Below are 20,227 nucleotides of genomic sequence, written 5' to 3'. Positions count from 1 at the left end.
GTTATTTTCCGGCAACTCCCTGGGAGCCCCACACGGTGTCGCCACCCCTCCACCCCGGCAACCTCACCCCGGGTTACGCGCAGAACCTCTGGATACGCGCTTAGCCAATGCAACAGAGTCCTTCTCCATCTCTGACAGGGACCTGGCGGGTCAGCGCTTCGAGAACACAAATCTCAGGTCCTCGGGCGAGAGCGCCAGAGTCGCTTTCATGTGCGGAGTGCAATGATCATCCAGCGTGAAATTCCATCGACCGGCCATCATGGCGAGACAGTATGTTGACTCGATGACGGCGAGATTCTCGCCGAGGCACCGGTATGCGCCGTGCCCGAAGGGCATGAAAGCCGCGGTAGTCACTTCGGACTGGTTGGTCTCCAGCCATCGGTCCGGATCGAACTCGTCGGCGTGGCTGAACAGGCGTTCGTCGCGATGCAGGCCGTAGTGTGAGTACAGCAGGATGGCCCCGCCCGGGATGGCATAGCCGCCCAGCGTCGTGTCCCGGGCAGCCTGCCTGGAGAGCAGGTACGACGACGGGTACATTCGCAGTGCCTCGAACAGAACTCGCCTGATGGTGCCGAGATCTGACCGCCCGACCTCGATCTCGTCCCAGTCGCGACCGTCAGCCAGTGCGTCCACCTCGGCCCGGCACGCGGCAAACACCCGCGGGTGCCGGGCCAGTTCGTAGCAGGCCCAGCTGATGGTGTTCGCGGTGGTCTCCGTCGCTGCCAGCAGGATTGTCAGGGCCTGGTCGCGAACCTCGGTCCGAGTAAATTTTCTCTTGGTCTCCGCATCGGTCGTATTAATAAGTACGTCGAGCAGATCCTCGTCGCCCGCCCCGGAACGCATCCTGCGATCGATGACGGAATAGATGTATCGGTCAAAATCCGCCAGCATCCGACGGAATTTCCGATTGGCGCTGGTCGGCAGGTACCGGTAGACGCCGGTCACGTCGAGGGTCTGCATCCCGGCGTTGTCGCCGAAGACCGGAATAGCTTCACTGACGAGGTCCAGTATCTCGGGCGGGCACTCCTCGCCGAAGAGCGTCGCGGCCACGATCTCGCACCCGAGACTCGTCGACGGGCCCATCAGGTCGTAGGGCTCGTTCGGTGGAATAGATGCGACGAACCTGGCCATGATCCGACGCATGACGGGCAGATGGAGCGCGAGCCGCCGTTGGGTGAATGACGGAAGCATGGTACGACGCTGCCTCCGGTGCAGATCGCCGGAGGTGGTGACAATACCGTCCCCGAACATGCTCCGCATCTTCTTGAACTGCACGCCTCGAACGAAGTCGTGGGCGTCGCTGAGAAGAATCTGGACGAGCAGGTCGTGGTCGTTGACGAAGTAGGCGGTCGCCGGGCCGACCCTGACCCGGCACACCGGCCCGGCGACTCGCGCCGCGTCTATAAAATCGAATCGCGAGCGAAGAACGAGAGGGATGTGCCCGAGAACCGGTACGGCTCCCGGGGCCATCGGTGGAACCTTCCCGGTGGTCGTGGCCATCAGACTTCGATTCCCTCGGCGGATGTAGGCCGGAAGACGTCGGCCGAGAGAACGACGGTGGAGTCCATGCCGAGGTTCTCGAGGTACCCGGTACCGGCCAGAGGGGCCGTGTGGGCCTCCTGATCCGCGTAGCGGAGCGATTCCAGATGGACGTAGAGCACCCCGTGAATCATGAGCTCCAGGCAGTGCACGTGGCGGTCGAGACGCGCGATGTCGGGAGCGGTGAGGCCGAACGTCCGGCTCAGGGGAGGTAGTTCCTTCTTGACCCGCAGGAACCGCGTGACCTCCTCGTTGACGGTCGTCTCGATCCGGGCCAGCGCCTGCTGCTTGGTGAGGCCCTCCTGCTCCAGAGCGATGATGGTGTTGACTTCCGGCTGGCGGCGGTCCTTGGGTAGAGAGAAGAAGTCGTTCTGGTAGATGGCGAGATCTCCGACGATGCGTCGCATCTCCTGTAGTTGCGGCGTCGCGATCAGCGAACCTGGTATCTCGCAGTCCTCGGCGACCTCGATCAGGTCGATGAGGGGCTCCATCGCGACGGCGCCGCGACGCAACTCCAGGGCCTGGCGGTGGCTGACCGGACGGCGGTCCACGCGAAAGGTAACCTCACGCAGTAGGCTGACCAGGAACTGCTGATTGTGGTCGCGGAATCGCGCCATCCATGTCCGGGATCGGCGTCGCGCCAGCTCGTCCAGGATGTCGGTCAGCGCGCGCTCGGCGGAATGACCGGGGCTCGTCTCACCGTGCAGGGCCGCGATCATTCTTTCGGTGACCCGTACCGCGAGATCCAGACGGGTGCCGAGCGGGCCGTTGAACTGGTCGTCGTACAGGAATCCCCACGCGTTCCATTTGGTGATGACGTCGAGTGCATCACCGCGGGCCGTGGGCACGCAGTTGGCGAGCATGCGGCCGAGGTTCCACTGAGCGAGCCGCTCCATGGCGAAATCGGAGGTGACCAAGCCCATCTCCCGCGCCCATCGGGCGCACTCGGCGGAAGCGGCGGCGTGGTCCGGGCTGAGCGCGTGTGGAAAGGGAAAATCGAAATTGATGGTCGGCCTGACGGCGGCGGGCACGTCGATCAATCTCCTCTGGCTGGCATTCGCGATGACGGTTCTGCGGGTTCTACGGGACCAGGCGCGCCACCGCGTCGCCCCACGGCTCGGCCGGGGACTCGGGAGGTCGTGCGCATACGCAGCTTGTGTGGCCGCGGGGCGACGGCCCGGGCGGGGCGGACAACCTGGCCGGGTTCACCGCTCAGGCGCCACCGGGTGGCGATGGTGGCCAGCGCAAGCGTCGCCTCGATGACGCCGAAGGTGTCGCCGATGCATTTCCGGGCGCCTCCTCCGAACGGGATGTAGGTGTTCGGCGGCGGCGGGGTCGCGAGCGGGCTCCATCGGTCCGGGTCAAAGGCTTCGGGATCGGGATAGAAGTCGGCGCGGTGGTGGATCACATGCGGGCTGTAAACGACCGGGGTCCCGGCTGGCAGGACGTGGCCGCCGAGCCGGGTGTCGGTCGTGACCCTACGGGTGATGAGCTGAATGGGCGAGAACAGGCGAAGCGTCTCGGTGATGACCCGCTGGGTGTATTCGAGTTTCGGTACGTCGGGATACCTGGCGGGCCGGCCGGCGAGTACGGTGTCCACCTCGTCGTGCAGACGTTTCTCGGCCAGTGGGTTCTGACTGATCAGATGCAGGGCCCAGGCCAGTGTGGTGGCGGTGGTTTCTATCCCGCCGATGCTGAAGGTGATGAGCATGTTGCTGACTTCTGCGTCGGTGAGGCCCTCGCTGCTGTTCTCGACGTCGCGGGCGGCGAGCAGCGCGGACAACAGATCCCCGTGATCCGTGCCGTCGGCGCGGCGTTCGGCGATCAGGGCGTCGATGGTGCGGCGCAGCCGGTTCCGGGACCGCCAGTAGCCGATGTTACCGCGGGTGGGAAGCCGGTCCAGCGGCGGTGGCATGATCATGCGCCACAGAATATTGTCGATGATGGTCCTGACGTCCTCGAGCATTTCGCTGTGAATCTGACCGGCAAGTTTGGCCGAGAACAGCGTGGACATCGTCACGGTGGCGGTGATGTCCATCATCGCGGCCGGTACATCGACGATTTGGCCTTCGCGCCAGCGACCGGTCGTCTGGATAATCTTATCGGTCATGACGTCCGCATAGCCGGGAAGGCGGGACCGGTGAAAAGCCGGCTGAGCCAGCCGCCGCTGGCGACGATGTTCGTCGTGCAGGCAGGTGACCAGGCCGTTGCCCGCGATTTCCCGAGCCCGGTCGAACAACGGGCCGCCCTTGTCAAAGGTCCGGTCCTCGATCAGGACTGTGCGGGTCAGCTCGGGGTCGCATACCACCACGGCCGACACCGGGCCCAGCCGAATCCGCAACAGGTCGCCGTGCGCCGGCAGTGATGACAAGAACGCCAGCGGGTCGCGGGCCAATACGGCCAGGTGACCGAGCGCTGGCCACGCGCCGGGTGCCAGCGGGACGGAACCGAGGTCGTTCACGGACGTACCTCCGCGTGTTGGGGGCTTCGTCGACCGATGGGTCGACAGTGGCGAATGCGTGGACGATGGCGGCGACTGAGGCGGTCCGTGGACGGTCCAGCAAATGGCGCGGCCGAGCGCGAATGTCAGTGGTCCCGGCTGGTCATCAAGATGGCCAGGGTCCGCAGATCGCTTTCGGCGGCCGGATCCGGTGCGGCCCGCTCCAGTGCGGCCAGCGCCGCCTCGGTCCGGCGCCGCGTTTCGGCGGCCGTCCAGTCCCGGCCACCGGCCTGCTCGATCAGGCGTGTGGCGTGGGCGACAGCCTGCTGGTCCAGCGCCTCCTCCCGCCGGTACAGCCAGGCCAAATGTTTGCCGGCGGCCGTGCCTGAGGCGAGGGCAGCGACGACGGGAAGGGATTTCTTGCGGGCGCGCAGATCGGAGCCGACCGGTTTGCCGGTCACCTTCGGATCGCCCCAGATTCCCAGGGCGTCATCGACCAGCTGGAAGGCCAGGCCGAGTTGGCGCCCAAAGTCGCGGTAGCAGGCGGCGACATCGTCATTGGCGCCAGCTGCCATCGCCCCGAGCTGGCAGGCCGCCCCCAGCAGGGCGCCGGTCTTCCCCTCGGCCATGGCCAGACACTCGAGCAGGGACACCTCCCCGCGCTCGCCAAACGTCAGATCGGCCGACTGGCCGGCGGCCAGGTCCTGCACGGCCGCGGTCAGCACGGCCATGCCCCGTGCGCCGGCCGTACCGTCGGCCGCCATCACCTGCAGGGCAGCAGCCAGGAGCACGTCGCCGACCAGGATCGCCCGAGACGTGCCGAACACCGCCCAGGCAGACGTTCGATGGCGCCGGCTGAGGTCTTTGTCCATCACGTCGTCGTGCAGCAGCGAGAAGTCGTGCACAAGCTCCACCGCCACGGCCGCCGCCACCGCCGCGCGGCCCGCCTCCGCGGCGTTCGAGATTGGCCCGGCGGCGCGGGCACTCGCGAGCGTCAAGGTGGGACGCACCGCCTTGCCCATGCGGTCGGCGGGCCGGCCGGCGGCGTCCCACCAGCCGATGTGGTAACCCGCCACGTGCCGGATCTCGGCCGGCAACACCTCGATCACGGCCCGGTGCGCTGATTCCACGCGCGCCCTTGCCTCGGTGAACAACTGCGTCACGCTCTGGCGCCTTCGCGGGCCGGGAAAGGGCGCGGCTTGGATCGGTGCTTCGCTGGTCACTACGGCTCCACTCCCCTGCAGCGGGCGGGCAGGCGGCCGCCCCACGTGTGAGCGCGGGGCCCGACCGAACGATCTGCTGATTCCAGGTGTGCCTCTTCCGGCTCAGCAAGCTGGACGGTTGGTCTCACGGCCGCGCACAGCTTCCACGTACGACTCCCTCCAGAAAGGCGAGCCGCATCGGTCGTCGGGGCGCGGTGGATTCTTGTCCTCAGACGGCTGACCTCGGACGCCCGGGGAACCGACTTTCGTTTCGAGCACGGCGGGCCGTCAGCGACGGGACAAGACCTCACCCACGAAAACGGTGGGGCTAGTTGTTTTCGCGACGGCGGCGACGACGATCCACCCGTGTCTGGCCGTCGGCAACGACGTCCACCCGAGCGTGATGACTGGAGACCAGGATCATCTCCTGTGCGTTATGTGAGACGTGACGTTCAATAAGTGCTTACCGTAGTTACGGGTCGGGAGGGTGTCAAGTCCGGCCGACGCGCAATCCGGCGGGATGGCCCGGCGTTCTTTTGATCGGCTCCCAGACAACGCCTCGTGACCTGGGCTTTTGGTAGCCGGTAGATCGCGTATGTAACCGGCGGGATTTTTGGGGTGCCCACTGTCTTGGGTTCCGCGTAATTCGGTTCGGCTAGAGTAGCGATCATGGCTGTGACCTGGGCGGACATGCCGATGTGCCGCTGCGGGCCGTTTCTCTAGGCTTCAGTGAGATCCGGGGCGGGTCTGGTCAGGGTTCTGGTGTGCTGAGCTGGTTGATCGTCCGTGACGGGTCGATGTTCAGGGCCGCAAGCAGGTTGCGGGCGGGCTTGGTCAGTTCGGTGACCTGCTGGAAGGTGCCGGTGGGGCCGGTGAAGGTGCCGATGTGGATCCGGTCGTGTGGGGCGCCAGAACTCGGTCACCGGCCCTGACCTGGGGTTTTAGGCGGCCCGTTCGTACTCGTTGATCAAGCCGTCGAGGACGGGTTGGCACAGATCCGTTCCTTCGTCAGGTCGGCGACGGGATGGTCGGGCCGGGGCGGTTGAAGGGCGCGGCTGCGGTGGGGTCGCCGTCCGTTGTAGAGGGCGGTGTACTCGGCCAGAACGGTGCGCAGATGCCGTTCGCCGAAGATCAGCATCCGGTCGGTGACTTCGGTCCGGACGGTGCGGACGAACCGTTCTGCGTAGGCGTTCGCTCGCGGCGTCCGGGGTGGGATCTTGACGGTGGTGATGCCGGCGTCGGCGAGGACCGCGTCGAAGGAGGCGGTGAACTGGCCGGCGCGGTCACGAACCAGAAACTGGAAGTCGGCCATCCGGTCGCCGAGGTCCATGAGGAGGTTCCGGGCTTGTTGGGTGGTCCACGGTCCGTCCGGGTGAGCGGCGACCCCGAGGATGTGGACGGTGCGGGAGCCGACTTCCAGGACGAAGAAGCAGTACGGGCGCCGCAGTGTCACGGCGCAGTCCACATGGAAGAAATCGACTGTCATCATGGTCGAGGCCTGGGTGCGCAGGAATTGCCGCCACGTCGTGTCGGTCTGCCGCTGGGGCGCCGGCGGCAGACCGAGGGTCTTCAGGATCCGGCGGATCGTGGACGCGCTGACCTGGTGGGCGAGTGTGAGGAGCTCCCCTTGGATCCGCCGGTAGTCCCATGTCGTGTTCTCGGTCGCGAGCCGCTCGATGAGGATGGCGATCTCCGTGCTGACCGAAGGTCGGCCCCTCCGCCGCGAGTAGGTCCACGTCTTTGTGATCAGACGGTGGTGCCACCGCAGGACGGTGCCCGGGGTGATCAACCGGTGGGCTCGCAACGTCTTGGGCAGGAGTCGGATCAGTGCGGCGAGCACCGCCCGGTCTGCCTAGTCCCACCGCGGCTTGGGCTGGGTACGGCGCAGCACCGCGACCTCGTGCCGCAACACGAGCAGCTCGATGTCCTTCGACGCCGACGAACGACCGAAGAGGACCAGCCAGCCGCACACCCGAACGAAGATCAGATAGAGCAGGCGGATGGACATAGCTGACCATCATGCCGGCAGCCCGCTCCGCCGCATCATCCCAGGTCACAGGCCCAAGCCGACTTCTGGCACCCCACAGGGTCCTGATCGGCGCGACGGAGCCCTTCCCGATGCTCCGATGGCCGATCTGGTGCTGCACATCCACCGCGAGCTGATCCACCATCTCTCCGAGGTCTGCCTGCTGCGCGACCTCCGCCTACGCACGAAGCCCGCCCATTCGTCAGCCCCGCGAGCGGATCATGGAACGTCTTCTCCCCGAGATCTCGACCAGTGTCATGGCCCGGCCGCGCGAACCGGCGCATCCGAGTCTGCCCTGCCACGGGTGCGGTTCGTCACCAGACCGGTGAACATGCGGAAATTGGGTTGCTGTCCGGAAAATTGGGCAGGCACCCATACGACTGGATAGTGCGTCATGAGCTGGAAGCAACGATGTGACGATTTTCGAGGCTCTGACCACGGGCCTGAACGACACTGATCGAAACCTGACTCTCGACGTGATCCGGCAGAGTTTCGACGATGGCCAGGCAGCCGCGCGGCAAGGACGTCCACACCGCAACGTCGAGGAGATCACCCGGCGGCGCCGGTCCGCCCAGTCCTCCCGGCCGACGGTCGTCGGCGACGGCACGGAGGTGGCACGGTGCGGTGCCTGATGCGGCTGACGGACGGTTTGCGGCAGCTGGTGTAGGCCACGAGCCACCGGCTTTTGCCGCGGAGCAGAATCGTGCGGTTAGTGCGGTTAGGCTTGCGAGGTGGACAATGCGTCGGCGCCGGAAGGGACCGGGCCGGCACGTGACGCGGGCTCCGACCAGGCCGCCTCGGTGTTGCTCCGCGCCGAGCCGGAGGAGCCCTTCGACCGGCTGACCCGCCTGGCGGCAGTCATGCTCGGCGCCCCGTTCGCCTTCGTCATGGCGATGGACGACGGGCGTTCCTACTGGAAGTCCCGTGCGGGTACGGCGGCGGGCGACCTCACCGGTCGGCAGATCGCAGCGGCAGACAGCCTCTGCCGCCTGGCGATCGGCACGGGTCGGCCGCTGGTCGTGCCCGACGCCGGCCGCGACGATCGCGTCCGGGGTGATTCGTTCGTCCAGTCGGCCGGTATCAGGGCATGGGCCAGCTTCCCGCTCAGCGATCCGAGCGGCCGCACGCTCGGTGCCTTCGGGGCGGCCGACGTCCGCCCCCGGCTCTGGACGGCCCGCGACCTCGAACTGCTGGAGACCCTCGCCCAGGCCGTTTCGAGCGAGATCGCGCTGCGTCACGTGGCGGCGGCAGCGACCGCCCTGGCCCGGACTCTCCAGCAGAGTCTCCTCCCCCCGGAGGTTCCGGAGATCCCCGGCCTGGAGGTCTCGGCCCGCTACCGCCCGGCGGGCGAAGGCGCCGAGGTCCTGGGCGATTTCTTCGACGTTTTCCAGACCGGTCGTACCAGTTTCGGCGTGGTTCTGGGCGATGTTGCCGGCAAGGGTGTCGAGGCGGCCAAGGTGACCGCGCTGGCGCACTACACCATCCGGGCGGCGGCGAGTCGCACCCGTGATCCGGCCGCCATTCTGAACCAGCTCAACCGGGCACTACTCACCCAGCATCCCGACAGTGAGCGGTTCCTCACCGTCGCATACATGGCCGTGGACCGGTCCCGGCGAAATCGGACCCTGGCCCTCTGTTCAGCCGGGCACACTCCGGTTCTGCTCCGCGGGCGCGACGGCACGGTGACCCCCATCGGCTCCCACGGCCTGGTGCTCGGCGTCTTCGAGGACCCGGAGCTCACCACCAGCCGGCCGAGATTCGGTCCCGGTGACACCATCCTGCTCTACACGGACGGCGTCACCGAGGCCCGCCGTGGGAACGACCAGTACGGCGATGATCGGCTGCGGACGCTGCTCGCGGCCACTGATCCGGCCGCCGGCCGACTCACCGCGACGATCGAGGCGGCGGTGCTTGATTTTGCCGACGGGCCGCCCCAGGACGATATTGCCATCCTCGCAATCCACTTCCCGGATATCTCGTCCGTGGCGATGAAAACGGTCCGTTCGAGGCTGCGGGCCCGGCGGTGACCACGGCGGCCGTTCACGCGCCGTGGCACGCCGACCGGGTGAAGGGCCCCGGCCAGGGCGGCGGACGACGGGCCGCCGAAAGTGTCCAGACTCGACAGCGAGTGGTGCCGGCCGGTTCCCCGGTTGCTTTCGATATTCCTGAAGACTATAAGTGGGTTAACACTCGACAAGGTTGAGTGTCAACCTCCGGCGCGACGGGTGCCCGGGTCATGACCCGATCATCATGTTCGTTTTGGGCCCCGCTGGCGGCCGGCACTCCTCCACACGGCTCAAGCCTGGGAGGAATCAGCTCGTGCCCCTGCGTTATGGCTTCCTCAGCACCTATCCGCCCACCCAGTGCGGTCTCGCGACCTTCGCTGCCGCCCTGTTCGACGAGCTGAACAGTCCAACGCCCGGTGCGTCCAGTGGGGTGGTGCGCCTCCTGGACGCCACCGACCGAGCCGGTGCCACAGCCGAGCCGGCCGCACCGCTAACCCGACCACCGGGTCGATCCGGTCGGACCAGCCGGCCGGTTCTGGTCGGAGATCTCGTCGCCGGCACGCCGGGCGGTCCGCGTGCGGCGGCACGGCTGCTGAACGGCTTCGACGTCGCCGTGGTGCAGCACGAGTACGGCGTGTACGGAGGTCCGGACGGCGACGAGGTGCTCGCGGTGCTCGACGCTCTCGACGTTCCGGTTATCGTCGTCCTGCACACCGTGCTGGTGAAACCGACCCCGCACCAGCGGCACGTCCTGGAGTCCGTGGTCGCGTCGGCGGACGCGTTGGTCGTGATGACCGAGACCGCGCGGGTCCGGCTCGTCGAGGGTTTCCAGGTCCATCCACGACGGGTGGTGGTCATCCCGCACGGCGCGGCGGACAACCGCCGGGCGCCCAAGGAGCACAGCGGCGGGCCGATCATCCTCACCTGGGGTCTGATCGGGCCCGGGAAGGGCATCGAGTGGGGCATCGCCGCGATGGCGGACCTCGCCGACCTCGATCCCGCCCCGCACTACGTCATCGCGGGCCAGACCCATCCGAAGGTCCTCGCCAGGGAGGGCGAGGCGTACCGGGAGGGGCTGGCCGCCCGGATCCGCGGCCTCGGCCTGACCGGCTCGGTCAGCTTCGATGATCGCTACCTGGATCCGGTGTCCCTCGCGGGGCTCGTGCGCCGGGCCGACGTCGTCCTGTTGCCGTACGACTCGGTCGACCAGGTGACCTCCGGTGTCCTCATCGAGGCGGTCGCCGCGCTGCGGCCGATCGTCGCCACCCGGTTCCCGCACGCGGTCGAGCTCCTCGGCGACGGCAGCGGACTGCTCGTGCCGCACCGGGACCCGGCGGCCATCGCTGCCGCGGTGCGCCGCATAACGACAGACGAGACGGTGAGCGCCGGCCTGGCCAGCGCCGCAGCCGCGCAGGCCCCCGACCTGCTGTGGCCGGCGGTCGCCGGCCGCTACCGGCGGCTGGCCGCCGGACTGGTCGCCCGCACCGGGAGCCGGCTGTCGACCGCGCCCGTGCCGGTGGCCCGGTGAGCTCCGCGATCTCGTTCGATCACCTGTTCCGGCTCACCGACGGCATCGGACTGTTCGAGCACGCCCTCGGTTCGGTGCCACGCCGGGAGCACGGCTACTGCGTGGACGACGTCGCGCGCGGCCTGGTCGTCCTCACCCGCGAGCCGTCGCCCGGGGTGGACCTGGTGCGGCTGTTGGAGCGCTACCTCGCCTTCGTGCTGGCCGCGCAGGCGGTGGACGGCGCCGTCCGCAACCGGCGGGACAGCGACGGGCGGTGGCGGGACGATCCCGGCCTCGGTGACTGCTGGGGCCGGGCGCTGTGGGGGCTGGGCACCGCGGCCGCCTCCGCGCCGACGCGGCGATTGCGGGCCTCGGCGCGGGCCGGCTTCCTAGCCAGTGCGGGGCGCCGCTCGCCCTGGCCGCGGGCCATGACGTTCGCGGCGCTCGGTGCCGGAGAGGTGCTGCTCGCCCATCCGGACGACGAGCCGGCGCGCGCGCTGCTCACCGCCGCCGTCGAGGTGATCGGACCGGTCGGCGCCAACCCGGGCTGGCCGTGGCCGGAGCCCACCCTGCGCTACGCCAACGGGGCCGTCCCGGAGGCACTGATCCTCGCCGGCATGTGCCTGCCCGACAAGGTGGTGCTCGCGGACGGTCTGCGGCTGTTGGCGTGGCTGCTCCAGGTGGAGACCCGTGACGGGAACCTGTCACCGACCCCGGTCGGCGGTCGCCGGCCGGGGGGAGATCCCGGGCCCGGTTTCGACCAGCAGCCCATCGAGGCCGCGGCGATCGCGGACGCCTGCGCCCGCGCCCACGCGGCGACCGGACGGAAAAGGTGGCTGACCGGCCTCGGCCGCGCCCACGGGTGGTTCCTCGGGGACAACGACAGCTCGATGGCGTTACTCAACCCCGACACCGGCGGCTGTTACGACGGCCTCGAGCCCGGCGGCCGCAACCTCAACCAGGGCGCCGAATCGACGCTCGCCCTGCTCTCCACGACCCAGCATGCCCGCCGCCTCCTGGCATCGACGCCTTGATCGGCAGCACCCGGACCACAGCTGCCGGGTCGGCCCGGAACGACCTGGTCACGCGGCACCCGCTGGGGCTCTCCCCGAACAGCGACCGGGTCATCGCGAAGCTCTTCCTGCCCGGTGAGGAGGGCAGCCAGCCGCACTCCCGGGCCGCCGGCATCGTGGCCCGGGCGCTCGCCCTGCCCGAGCGGGAGGTCGACAGCCTGGTCGCCGACCTCCTCGAACGGTTCGAGCCGCGCCACCGGGATTACCGGGGCATCCTCGCGCGGCACGCCGCGGTGGTGGCTCCCCGGGTGCTGGTACCCACGGAGCTCTCCGCGGCGCGCACCCTGCTGCTCGGCGCGTGCTTCACCGCCGAGTACGCGGTGGAGGGCGCGGCCGTCACCAACCCCTCGGCGGTGCCGCACCCCGACCAGACCGGGCTGCCGTCCGGCACGCTGCGACTGGCGTTGAGCCTGCGCGCCGTCGGGGAGGGCCATCTGTCCTCGATCGGCTTCGCCGTCGCAGTGATCGGTCCGGGCCCGGCGGTGCGCCTGGAGCCGCGGACCGGCCCACTCACCACCGGCGTCGCCGTACCCGTCGAGTGGGAGGCCGCCCGGCTGCGCGCCGTGCTCACCGAACACGGGCTCGACGACGAGGTCACCCGTGCCGTCCTCCAGAGCCTGGACCCACGGCGGCCCGGCAGTGAACCCGACCCCGATCTCTCCCGTGCCTTCGCCGCGGTTCCCCCCGACCTGCTCCGCCGCCCCCAGGCACCCGGGATCCTCGCCGGGATCCGCTCGATCGCCGGATCATTGCGGCGGGTCGAGTTCCCACCCGACAGCGCCCTGCCACAACGGGTGCTGTGGCCCACCGTCACCAGCGAGAGCAACGGCATGGAGGACGCGCGATTCGTCCGGTTCACCGCGCCGGACGGGACCGCGGACTACCGGGCCACCTACACCGCCTTCGACGGCACGGACATCTCCCCGCGCCTACTCACCAGCCCCGACCTGCGGGCCTTCACCACCGCACCGCTCACCGGCCCGGCCGCCCGTAACAAGGGCATGGCGCTGTTCCCCCGGCTGGTCGACGGTCGCCACCTCGCGCTCTGTCGCTCCGACGGCGAGTCCACCGGCCTGACCGCATCGGACGACGGCCAGGTGTGGGGGCCGGCGCGTCCGCTCCACGGACCACGGGTCGCCTTCGAACTGCTCCAGGTGGGCAACTGCGGCTCCCCGGTCGAGACGTCCGCGGGCTGGCTCACGCTCACCCACGGCGTCGGGCCGATGCGGACGTACACCATCGGCGCGATCCTGCTTGATCTCGAGGACCCGGGAAGGGTGGTCGCGGCGCTGCCCGAACCACTGCTCGCCCCGACCGGGCAGGAGAGCGCGGGCTATGTCCCCAACGTCGTCTACTCCTGCGGCAGCCTGATCCACCACGGTCTGCTGTGGCTGCCGTACGGGATCGGCGACACCCGGATCGGGATGGCCAGCGTGCCCGTCGACCGGCTCCTCGCACGCATGGTTCCCGCCGGGTGACCAGCCCGCGGGGGCGGCGGGATCAGAAGACAGGGTCGGCGAGAACGCTCGCGTAGACGGCGAGATAGTCGGCGACCATGCGCGCGGTGGAGAACCTCCGCCGTGCCATGGCCCGGCAGGCGGCGCGGTCAAGGGCTGCGGCGCGATCCACGGCAACCGCCGCGGCCACCGGCCCGTCCACCAGGAAGCCGGTCACCCCCTCGTCGACCACCTCCGGCATCGCTCCGCGTGGGTAGGCGACGACCGGCGTGCCGCAGGCCATCGCCTCGACGACGGCCAGCCCGAACGGCTCATCGAACGCGATCGGATGCAACAGCGCCGCGGCTGAGCCCAGGACCTCGGCCCGCTGGGCCGGTCCTACCGAGCCGAGGTAACGGACCCGGTCCCCGTCGACGTGCGGGAGCACCTGCTCGGCGAAGTACCGCTCGTCCTGGACGATTCCGCAGATCACCAGGCGCCGCCCCGCGTGGCGGGCGATATCGACGGCGACCGCGGTGCCCTTGTCGGGATGGACCCGGCCGAGCACGACCAGGTCGTCTCCGCCCGCTGCCGAGAACGGGAGCTCGTCCAGGTCGACGCCGTGGTGAACAGTCGAGACGTACTTCAGCTCGGGGCTGCGGTCGGCGTCCGAGATCGACACGTATGCCGAGGCCGCCCGCGCGTAGGCGGGGACGATCCGCGGATCGGAGAAACCGTGGATCGTCGTGACCATGGGGGCCTGGAAGCTCGGCGCGAACGCGAGGGGCAGCCAGTCGAGATGGTTGTGCACGAGGTCGAACTCGCTGGAGCGGGCCAGCGCGTGGGCCACGTGGAGGGCCTCCCATACCCGGCCGTCGAGGGACGGGTCCTCGGCGTACCCGTGCGGGCACACGCCGTCCAGCTCGCCGCCCGTCACCGAATCCAGCGTCGCGAACAGCGTCACGTCCACCCCGTGCCCGAGCAGGCCCTCCGCGATGGTGCTGGCGACCTGCTCCCAGGGGCCGTAGTGCCGGGGCGGAGTGCGCCACGCGACCGGCGCGAGTATCGCGATCCTCACGGCGCTCCGGACCGGGCGCCGAGCGGCACGGCGCCCGCGTGGCGCAGGATCTGGCCGGACGGCCCGGACAGTCCGCCGGCCGCGGCCATCCGGAGGACATCGGCTGCCACGTCCGCGGCCGTGTCGGGCGGGATCACGAGGAGAAAGAACCTGGGGCGGTTGCCGCCGTCCAGGGTGACCGTGTGCGGATCGAGGGTGCGGAACCAGCTGATCCGCACCGGTGGGCGGGTCGACTGGGGGAACCGGCGGGGGATACCGGTCCAGATGTCACCGTTGACCGACAGTCGACTGATCGGGTGACCGGCGGCGGACAGCGCCGCGACGAGCGCTGGAGCCTCACGGTCCAGCCGCCGGCCGTGTGGCCACCAGACTCCGTCAAAGGAACCGCGGCCGCCGGCGGGAGCGAGGGAAAGCCGTAGCCCACGGTCACCGGTGGGAGCTTCGGGACAGGCGTCCGCCGAGGCCACGCGAAGCCGGGTTGGTGCGCCGCCGTCGTCGTCAAAACGCGCGAAATCGGCACGATCGAGGAAAGAAATCATCTGGCCTGCCGCCATGACGGCCACCTAACCCCGGCGATGAAGACGCCGGCCGGCCACGACCGGTGACGACATCGCTCGAGCGGCGACATTCGTAAATGACCGGCCTGATCTCGACCGTACCACGGCAACGCAGATCCGCACATTTGATCGACTCGGTCGAGATGCCGGGTCCGAGAAATCGTGAGGACGACGCCGAGAGTCGACTCCGCACCGACGAAATCGGCTCGCCGGAAGGAGCTCGGCGGTCTGTTTTCGGACACGGTGGCCGACAGTCAGCAAAGCCCGCATCGACGTGTGGGTGCCGGAAACTGGGGTCGGGTCATGCGGTCTGCCGGTATTCGTGGATGAGCCCGCCGAGTCGATCATGTCGGACGGCCGAGGTGTCGGGTTCGGGCGGTGGGCTGGTGCCGGTGCTGAGCGGTGCCTGTTGTTGGAGTGACCGGTGGGGTCGGTGGTGGTTGTAGTGGTCGACGTAGTCGGTGAGGACGGCGGTGGTGTGTCGTTCGCCGAGGATGAGGAGGTGGTCGAGGCATTCGCGGCGGACGGTGCCGACCCGGCGTTCCGCGAAAGCGTTCGCGACCGGGGTCCGTACGGGTGTCCGCACGATATCGATGTTGTCGGTGGTGAAGACGGTGTCGAAGGCGGCGGTGAACGTCGTGTCGCGGTCACGGATGAGGAACCGGAACCGTTCCGCCCACTCGCCTGTGGTCATGGGCAGGTTGCGGGCTTGCTGCGTGACCCGGCTGTTCGTCGGGTGGCGGGTCACACCGGCGAGATGCACCCGGCGGGATTCGACTTCGATGAAGAACAGCACGTACAGCTTGCTCAGCAGGACGGTGTCGACGGTGAAGAAGTCACAGGCGAGGATGGGCGTGGGCTTGGGTGTGCAGGAACTGTCGCCAGGTGGGGCCGGAGCGGCGGGGTGCGGGATCGACGTGGGCGGAGCGCAGGATCGTCCAGACGGTACTGGCGCCTACCTGATAGCCGGGTTGGACGAGTTCGCCGTGGATGCGGCGGTAGCCCCAGCGGGGGTTCTCCTTGGCGAGGCGGAGGATCAGCTGGCGGATCTCCGTTCAGGGCGGACCAGCAGGATCGGCGATGAGGCGCGCGGGGGCAGCCGTGCCAGCCCGGCGAGGGTCGCGCGGTCGGCCCAGCAGAACCGGGGCCGGGACACCTGGCGGCGTAGCACGGTGAGTTCGTGGCGGAGCACAAGGATCTCGGCGTCTTTCGTCGCCGAGCTGCGGGCCACCAACCCCAGCCAGCCGACCAGCCGACAGAAGACGAGGTAGATCAGCCGAACCGCCATGGCCAGGATCATCCACACGGTGGTGTCCCGGTCAACAGCACCTGATGGCCGGCAGAGCACGGCTGGACGACAGGCAGAGGTACAGGTGTCCGATCGCCTTCGACGGAAGGCCTATCGATCATCGGGTGGGATCGTCGAGTGAGCCAAAACCCCTGCTCAGGGCTCACGGACGAGTTTCAGGCACCCACACGCACCTCGGACGTCTCCGGGTCGATGACCATCGCGGACACCGACGTCACCGAGGCTCAGTTCGAGGTGCAGATGGTCTCGGTGGCCAGCGACGAGGACCGCCGCGACAACCAGTTCCGTGGCCGGATCATGGATGTCGAGACCTATCCGACGTCCCAGTTCACGCTGACCGAACCGATCGACCTGGGCTCCGTGCCGCCCGGCGAGGAGACCCGCACGTACAAGGCCACCGGGACACTGACGATGCACGGCACCCCGCACCCCGTCACGATGGATCTGCAGGCCCGCCGCTCCGGCGACCAGATCCAGGTCGTCGGCCAGATCCCGGTGACCTTCGCCGACTACAACATCCCGAACCCCAGCATCCCGGGAATCTCGACCGAGGACAACGGGATCATGGAAGTCTCCCTGCGGTTCGCGCGCGACAAACCGACCGAATAGTTCTCCCAGCCGCACGCCCCCGCCGTCCTCGCCGCCCGGGCGGCGGCGCTGCCGGTCAGTTGCGTTGCGCGGAGGGACAGCACGGCGAAGCCAGCCGATCTGTGTGCAGACCGTGTCTGGCCGGATATGGTCTGAGTAGTTCCCCTTGCGCCTCTACTCGCCGCTTTAGGATGCCGTGTCCGATCAGAGCCCGCACTACCCGCCCTCGGTGCCACTCGTCGTTGATGCCCTCGGACGGGTGATGCCCGCCGACATCGACACCACCAAGCCGAGCGTCGCCCGCGTCTACGACGCCCTGCTCGGAGGCAAGGACAACTTCCCCGCGGACCGGGCCATCGCCGACACGCTGATGGCGCTCACCCCGAACGGGGCGCAGGTGCCGCTCTACAACCGGGCGGTGCTCGGCCGAGGCGTGCGCCACATGACGAACGCGGGTATCCGACAGTTCGTCGACCTCGGGGCCGGGCTGCCGACGGTGCAGAACACCCATCAGGTGGCGCAGGCGATCGCCCCGGAGTCCACGGTGGTCTACGTCGACAACGATCCGATCGTCCTGGCGCACGGTCGGGCGCTGCTGGCGGAGAACGACCGGACCACGGTCATCACTGCCGACATGCGGGAGCCGGATTCCGTGCTCGCCGATCCGGATCTTCTGGCCCTGATCGATTTCGACCAGCCGGTCGGGCTTCTGCTGGTGGCGATCATCCACCACCTCAACGATGACGAGGACCCGGGTGGCCTGGTCCGGCGGTACGTCGACGTCCTGCCCCCGGGCAGCTACGTCTTCCTCACCCACTTCGTCGACGGCGGGGCCGAGACCGCGGAGATCGAGAAGGTCATGCTCGGAGACCTCGGCACGGGCCGCTTCCGCTCCTTCGAGGAGATCAGGACGTATTTCGACGGCTTGGAGCTGCTGGAGCCGGGTGTCGTGTACAACCCGTTGTGGCGGCCCGACCCCGGCGACGACGTGCCGAACCCGCTCACCCTCGCCGCTAAGATCATCGGTGCGGGGATGGGACGCAAGGCCTGACAGGGGCGACCGACCGGACCTGGTGTTCGTGCGGATAGCAGGCTGGTCGAGACAGGCCGTCGTGGCTCTGTTCACGAGAGCTCACAGTCAGAGCCTGTGGGGTGCCCGAACTCGGTCACCGGTGGTGACCTGGGGTTTTAGGCGGCTCGTTCGTATTCGTTGATCAGGCCGCCGAGGACGGGTTGGCGCTTGACGCTTCGTCAGGTCGGCGACGGGATGGTCGGGCCGGGGCGGTTGAAGGGCGCGGCTGCGGTGGGGTCGCCGTCCGTTGTAGAGGGCGGCGTACTCGGCCAGAACGGTGCGCAGATGCCGTTCGCCGAAGATCAGCATCCGGTCGGTGACTTCGGTCCGGACTGTGCGGACGAACCGTTCGGTGTAGGCGTTCGCCCGGGGCGTTCGGGGTGGGATCTTGACGGTGGTGATGCCGGCGTCGGCGAGGACCGCGTCGAAGGAGGCGGTGAACTGGCCGGCGCGGTCACGAACCAGAAACTGGAAGTCGGCCATCCGGTCGCAGAGGTCCATGAGGAGGTTGCGGATCTGCTGGGTGGTCCACGGTCCGTCCGGGTGAGCGGCGACCCCGAGGATGTGGAGGGTGCGGGAGCCGACCTCTATGACGAAGAAGCAGTACAGACGCCGCAGCGTCACCGCGCAGTCCACGTGGAAGAAGTCCACGGCCAGCATCGTCGCTGCCTGCGTGCGCAGGAACTGTCGCCATGTGGTGTCGGTCTGCCGTGTCGGTGCCGGGGGCAGCCCCAGGGATGTCAGGACCCGGCGGATCGTGGACGCGCTGACCCGGTGGCCGAGTGTGAGGACCTCGCCCTGGATCCGCTGGTAGCCCCATGTCGTGTTCTCGGTCGCGAGCCGCTTGATCAGCGTGGCGATCTCCGGGCTGATCGGTGGCCGTCCGGTCCGCTGCGGGTGGGTCCATTTCCGTGTGACCAGGCGGCGGTGCCACCGCAGAACGGTGCCGGGAGTGACCAGCCGGTGCGCCCGCAGCGCCCTGGGCAGGAGTCGGATCAGTGCGGCGGGCACCGCCCGGTCCGCCCAGTCCCACCGGGGCTTCGGCTGGGTACGGCGCAGCACCGCGACCTCATGTCGCAGCACCAGCAGCTCGATGTCCTTGGACGCCGACGAGCGGCCGAGGAGAACCAGCCAGCCACACACCCGCACGAAGATCAGATAGAGCAGGCGGATGGACATAACTGACCATCATGCCGACAGTCCGCTCCGCCGCATCAGCCCAGCTCACGGGCCCAGGCCGACTTCTGGCACCCCACAGGAGCTTTGGATGATCCGTCTGTCCGGGTCTGACCCGTGGCGGCGTCAGCTGGCGAGGCCACCTGTCGGTCGGGTGCGGACCTGCTCCTGCGCGTCGTCCACTCGTTCCAGCAGGGCCATGACGTCCTCGAGCGAGCGCAGGGTGTCGTTGAGGTGCGTGCAGGTGGACGGGCCGACAAAGGTGTCGCGTACCCGGCCGCGCAGGCCCTCGGCCGCCTCGCCCGCCAGGCGGGTGGCGCTGGCCGCCGCTGCGGGGCACTCCGGCCACGGGAGGGCACCGATGTCCGCTTCGCACGACAGGAACCGCCGTGTCGCTGGATCGCCAGTGGCATGGACCGTGTACTCGTGCACGATTGTCTCGACGCCGTCGTCATCCACGTGACTGTCGCGGAAGAAACACTCCACCGCGGCGATCTCGCCTTCCCTCCAGACGTCGAGCCGGCGACGACGGCGCATACCGTGCGGAGGGAGCAGGTCGAAGGTGTGCCAGCCGAGCGGGTCGTCGGAGTCGACCGACGGCGCATGCGGACCGACGTGGACCGGGATCTTACCGGTCCCGGCGAATCCGGACACGAGCGTGCCTCCGGCCACCCAGCCGGCGCAGAGGTCCGGATACTGCAGCGTGAGCTTGGGACGAGAGCGGTGCGCGCCGGCGGCCTGCACCGCGTAACCACTACGAGCAGTGCCGTCGGTAGATCGTCGAGGAGCTGGAACCGCACCGACCGCGACGTCCGCTCGCCCGGCATCGCGGCGTCGACGGCCTGCCGGAAACCGGCAGACACCGCTACCCCCGCGAGCGCCGTCAGACCCGGGTGAGACGGGTCACCGGCGATCCGCCGTACGAGCCGCTGCGGGTAGCCCACCTCCAGGTCAAGGCGTGCCGTGCCGAGAACGGTACTTCCGCCGTCGGGCGCGGTGCGCAGGTCACGACCGCGCGCCATGACGGTGACCGGTCCGAGTAGCCCGCCCGGCCGCAGCGAGTCGTGGGTCGTGGTCCGTCGTACCGAGCCCCGCCTACGCGTCGGCGTGGCGGATGCCGGGCGTGCGTCCTGCGTGCTCATGGAGCCTCCATCGCCGGGGGTGCCCCCGCAGCTGTCGTACCGCCTCGGTGTGGTTAAGAGCGTGTCTTGTGTGGCG

Annotated in this window: 17 protein-coding genes and 2 pseudogenes; 7 read left to right on the top strand and 12 right to left on the bottom strand. The window is 68.9% G+C overall.

From position 1 onward, the window contains the following. Nucleotides 1-150: 150 nt before the first annotated feature. From E0504_RS47070 to E0504_RS53125, 5 genes and pseudogenes are all read right to left on the bottom strand, one after another. Nucleotides 151-1,470 (bottom strand): cytochrome P450, encoded by a 1,320-nt coding sequence (locus E0504_RS47070; RefSeq protein WP_160144377.1) that lies wholly within the window; start codon nucleotides 1,468-1,470, stop codon nucleotides 151-153. Between the two features lie 29 nt (nucleotides 1,471-1,499). Continuing rightward, nucleotides 1,500-2,570 (bottom strand): terpene synthase, encoded by a 1,071-nt coding sequence (locus tag E0504_RS47065; protein ID WP_112109227.1) that lies wholly within the window; start codon nucleotides 2,568-2,570, stop codon nucleotides 1,500-1,502. A gap of 5 nt (nucleotides 2,571-2,575) precedes the next feature. Beyond that, nucleotides 2,576-4,000, bottom strand: a complete 1,425-nt coding sequence (locus tag E0504_RS47060) for a cytochrome P450 (RefSeq protein WP_112109226.1) — start codon at nucleotides 3,998-4,000, stop codon at nucleotides 2,576-2,578. Between the two features lie 125 nt (nucleotides 4,001-4,125). Next, the gene (locus tag E0504_RS47055) at nucleotides 4,126-5,142 is read right to left on the bottom strand and encodes a polyprenyl synthetase family protein (RefSeq protein WP_200835511.1); all 1,017 of its coding nucleotides are present in this window, start codon (nucleotides 5,140-5,142) and stop codon (nucleotides 4,126-4,128) included. A 980-nt stretch (nucleotides 5,143-6,122) separates the two neighbouring features. Then, nucleotides 6,123-7,189 (bottom strand): annotated as a pseudogene (locus E0504_RS53125) (integrase core domain-containing protein). 431 nt (nucleotides 7,190-7,620) lie between these two features. On the opposite strand from E0504_RS53125, the gene E0504_RS47035 reads away from it, so the two are divergent. From E0504_RS47035 to E0504_RS47015, 5 genes are all read left to right on the top strand, one after another. After that, nucleotides 7,621-7,839 carry a hypothetical protein gene (locus E0504_RS47035; protein WP_112104655.1) on the top strand — a complete coding sequence of 73 codons (219 nt, stop codon included), beginning with the start codon at nucleotides 7,621-7,623 and terminating at the stop codon, nucleotides 7,837-7,839. Between the two features lie 99 nt (nucleotides 7,840-7,938). Then, nucleotides 7,939-9,234 carry a PP2C family protein-serine/threonine phosphatase gene (locus E0504_RS47030; RefSeq protein WP_112104654.1) on the top strand — a complete coding sequence of 432 codons (1,296 nt, stop codon included), beginning with the start codon at nucleotides 7,939-7,941 and terminating at the stop codon, nucleotides 9,232-9,234. A 292-nt stretch (nucleotides 9,235-9,526) separates the two neighbouring features. Continuing rightward, the gene (locus E0504_RS47025) at nucleotides 9,527-10,741 is read left to right on the top strand and encodes a glycosyltransferase (protein WP_112104653.1); all 1,215 of its coding nucleotides are present in this window, start codon (nucleotides 9,527-9,529) and stop codon (nucleotides 10,739-10,741) included. Beyond that, the gene (locus tag E0504_RS47020; RefSeq protein WP_112104658.1) at nucleotides 10,738-11,754 is read left to right on the top strand and encodes a glycosyltransferase; all 1,017 of its coding nucleotides are present in this window, start codon (nucleotides 10,738-10,740) and stop codon (nucleotides 11,752-11,754) included. The genes E0504_RS47025 and E0504_RS47020 overlap by 4 nt, the downstream gene beginning before the upstream one ends. Beyond that, complete coding sequence (locus tag E0504_RS47015) at nucleotides 11,751-13,271, top strand: glycoside hydrolase family 130 protein (RefSeq protein ID WP_235013563.1); 1,521 nt, start codon at nucleotides 11,751-11,753, stop codon at nucleotides 13,269-13,271. Before E0504_RS47020 ends, E0504_RS47015 begins: the two co-directional genes overlap by 4 nt. Nucleotides 13,272-13,293: 22 nt before the next feature. Here E0504_RS47015 and E0504_RS47010 read toward each other — a convergent pair whose 3' ends face one another. The 5 genes from E0504_RS47010 to E0504_RS53115 form a co-directional block, all read right to left on the bottom strand. Next, on the bottom strand, nucleotides 13,294-14,307 hold the full coding sequence (locus E0504_RS47010; RefSeq protein ID WP_071059648.1) for a glycosyltransferase family 4 protein: 1,014 nt from the start codon (nucleotides 14,305-14,307) through the stop codon (nucleotides 13,294-13,296). Then, nucleotides 14,304-14,861: a DUF5994 family protein gene (locus E0504_RS47005; RefSeq protein WP_112104656.1), complete on the bottom strand. Its 558-nt coding sequence runs from the start codon at nucleotides 14,859-14,861 to the stop codon at nucleotides 14,304-14,306. Before E0504_RS47005 ends, E0504_RS47010 begins: the two co-directional genes overlap by 4 nt. 304 nt (nucleotides 14,862-15,165) lie before the next feature. Continuing rightward, nucleotides 15,166-15,660 (bottom strand): transposase, encoded by a 495-nt coding sequence (locus E0504_RS50995; protein WP_235013562.1) that lies wholly within the window; start codon nucleotides 15,658-15,660, stop codon nucleotides 15,166-15,168. Between the two features lie 40 nt (nucleotides 15,661-15,700). Then, complete coding sequence (locus E0504_RS54785; RefSeq protein WP_373694016.1) at nucleotides 15,701-15,856, bottom strand: hypothetical protein; 156 nt, start codon at nucleotides 15,854-15,856, stop codon at nucleotides 15,701-15,703. 44 nt (nucleotides 15,857-15,900) lie between these two features. Continuing rightward, nucleotides 15,901-16,152 (bottom strand): hypothetical protein, encoded by a 252-nt coding sequence (locus tag E0504_RS53115; RefSeq protein ID WP_165938856.1) that lies wholly within the window; start codon nucleotides 16,150-16,152, stop codon nucleotides 15,901-15,903. A 138-nt stretch (nucleotides 16,153-16,290) separates the two neighbouring features. On the opposite strand from E0504_RS53115, the gene E0504_RS46995 reads away from it, so the two are divergent. Both E0504_RS46995 and E0504_RS46990 read left to right on the top strand, forming a co-directional pair. Next, on the top strand, nucleotides 16,291-16,782 hold the full coding sequence (locus E0504_RS46995; RefSeq protein ID WP_243657958.1) for a YceI family protein: 492 nt from the start codon (nucleotides 16,291-16,293) through the stop codon (nucleotides 16,780-16,782). A 175-nt stretch (nucleotides 16,783-16,957) separates the two neighbouring features. Continuing rightward, entirely contained in the window at nucleotides 16,958-17,812 is an 855-nt protein-coding gene (locus tag E0504_RS46990) for an SAM-dependent methyltransferase (RefSeq protein WP_112104652.1), read from the top strand. Between the two features lie 137 nt (nucleotides 17,813-17,949). Here the strand turns inward: E0504_RS46990 and E0504_RS46985 are convergent. Next, nucleotides 17,950-19,012 (bottom strand): annotated as a pseudogene (locus tag E0504_RS46985) (integrase core domain-containing protein). A gap of 123 nt (nucleotides 19,013-19,135) precedes the next feature. Next, entirely contained in the window at nucleotides 19,136-19,753 is a 618-nt protein-coding gene (locus E0504_RS53110; protein WP_243657957.1) for a DUF2889 domain-containing protein, read from the bottom strand. Nucleotides 19,754-20,227 lie beyond the last annotated feature (474 nt).

Source organism: Parafrankia sp. BMG5.11, assembly GCF_004337455.1.
Note: the sequence above shows the minus strand (reverse complement) of the source record. Positions and strands in the feature narration are given on the sequence as shown.